Annotated in this window: 1 protein-coding gene; it reads left to right on the plus strand. The window is 71.7% G+C overall.

From position 1 onward, the window contains the following. Positions 1–227: 227 nt before the first annotated feature. A partial coding sequence (locus FNH05_RS37680; RefSeq protein ID WP_144593585.1) for a hypothetical protein occupies positions 228–1006 on the plus strand: 779 nt, incomplete at its 3' end.

Genomic DNA, 1006 nt, shown 5'->3' on the forward strand with positions numbered 1-1006 from the left:
GTTCCGCCCCGTTCCGGCGACAGCCAGCCTCGATCGCGGAGTGTGACTAGTCCGATTACCTTCTGTCTTCACACGATCGTGCTATCAAGTCGCGTCGGACGTGCGCCGCGCCCCGAAGTTTTGGTTACCTCGTCCGTGGCAGGCCGGTTCCGTGTCAATGTGAACGCTTTTCAAATACGTTTCCCGGAACACGGCTCGGTCACTCGGCATTAATCGGCAGGAGAACGGTGACGCAGCAGAACGCGGCCAAACGGCGGGGAACGGCACGTGCCGCCCGCTGGCTTTCGCGTGCCCTGCTCGCCGTCGGCGGTGCCGTGGCCGGTACCGCGGCCGCGTGGGCGATCGGCTCCGCGACCGCGTCCGCCGACACCGCACTGCCTTCACAGGACTCCTCCGCCACCGTCTCGGTCACACCGGTCACCGATGCGACCGTCGGCGTCGGCGATGACGTTGTCGGCGGTCTCTCCGGCCTCGTGGGCCAAGCCGCGACGACACGATTCGACACCCCCGACCTCACCGCGACGATGACGCGGGGCGATCAGCAGGTCGCGCGCCAGATCACCGGGGCGGTGCACGACTTCACCCGGCAGGCGGTGCTGCATCCGGCGGAGCGCATCCTCGGCGCGCTGGAACAGATCAGCCGCCAGCCGCAGGACACGCCGCGCGTGCTCGGTGAGGCGCTGACCCCGCCGCCGGGGCTGTTCGACTTCCTGCGCCCGCCCGCCGGCCTGATCACCCTGCCGGGCCTGCCGCTCGGGCAGGTCACCGGCGACCGGACCACCGTCGCGGGCACCGAACCCGGCGCCGACCCCGCGGAGGCTCCCTCCGAGGCCGGCGTTCCCGCCTCCGCCGTGGTTCCCGCCGCCGCGGGGCATGCCGACCCGGCCGACACGGCCTACCTGGCCTACCCGCCCGCGATCGGCTACGACCAGCAGGAACGCCACCACGGTGAGCGATCCGCGCAGGTCCCCCCGGCGCCCAAGCGCGCCCCGATGGCCCCCAGTGG

The organism is Amycolatopsis rhizosphaerae (assembly GCF_007713715.1).
Taxonomy (GTDB): Bacteria; Actinomycetota; Actinomycetes; order Mycobacteriales; family Pseudonocardiaceae; genus Amycolatopsis_E; species Amycolatopsis_E rhizosphaerae.